The following is a 550-nucleotide window of genomic DNA, read 5'->3' as shown; positions in this document are numbered from 1 at the left end:
GGTTTTTCCGCTTCCAGCTCCAGCCAATACGAGTAAGTTTTGCATAGGGGCTGCGACTGCTTCGCGTTGTGCGTCGTTTAAGCCATCAAGTAAATGAGATACGTCCATTAGGGTGCTACTTTGTTTTAACTATTCAGAGGGTCGAGAGTATATCAGGGCTTAACGACGCTTTTGAGCGCAAAATAAAAAGTAGTGGGGTGAGTTGTGTGTTGCTTGTCGTACAGAAAAAGTTTGTGCTTAAGTGAATCCAGCACCGATCGAGATGCTAGATTCAATCGCCAGAATGGGTTTAGCCGAACTCGTAAAAAGCCATTTTATTACCATCTGGATCTTTTACATATGCACCATAGAATGCATCTGGAACACGCTGGCCTGGCTCGCCATCGCAAGTAGCGCCAAGTGAAATCGCTTTTTCGTGAAGTGCTTTTGCATTGTCTTTTGAGCCGGCAGGAAAGGCCATCATCACGCCATTGCCCGGAGCTGGGTCTTGTTCATTAAACGGAATGCAGACACTAATCATTGGTTCTGACATTGATTTTCCGATGAAGGC

General features: G+C 45.8%; 2 protein-coding genes. Both read right to left on the bottom strand.

All coding sequences use genetic code 11. From position 1 onward, the window contains the following. The coding region (locus A3762_RS28570; RefSeq protein ID WP_156493177.1) for a UvrD-helicase domain-containing protein at window positions 1-108 on the bottom strand (108 nt) is incomplete at its 3' end. A gap of 181 nt (window positions 109-289) precedes the next feature. After that, a partial coding sequence (locus tag A3762_RS02985) for a VOC family protein (RefSeq protein ID WP_068754032.1) occupies window positions 290-550 on the bottom strand: 261 nt, incomplete at its 5' end.

The organism is Oleiphilus sp. HI0125, assembly GCF_001635355.1.
This window is presented reverse-complemented; position numbering and strand designations above follow the sequence as displayed.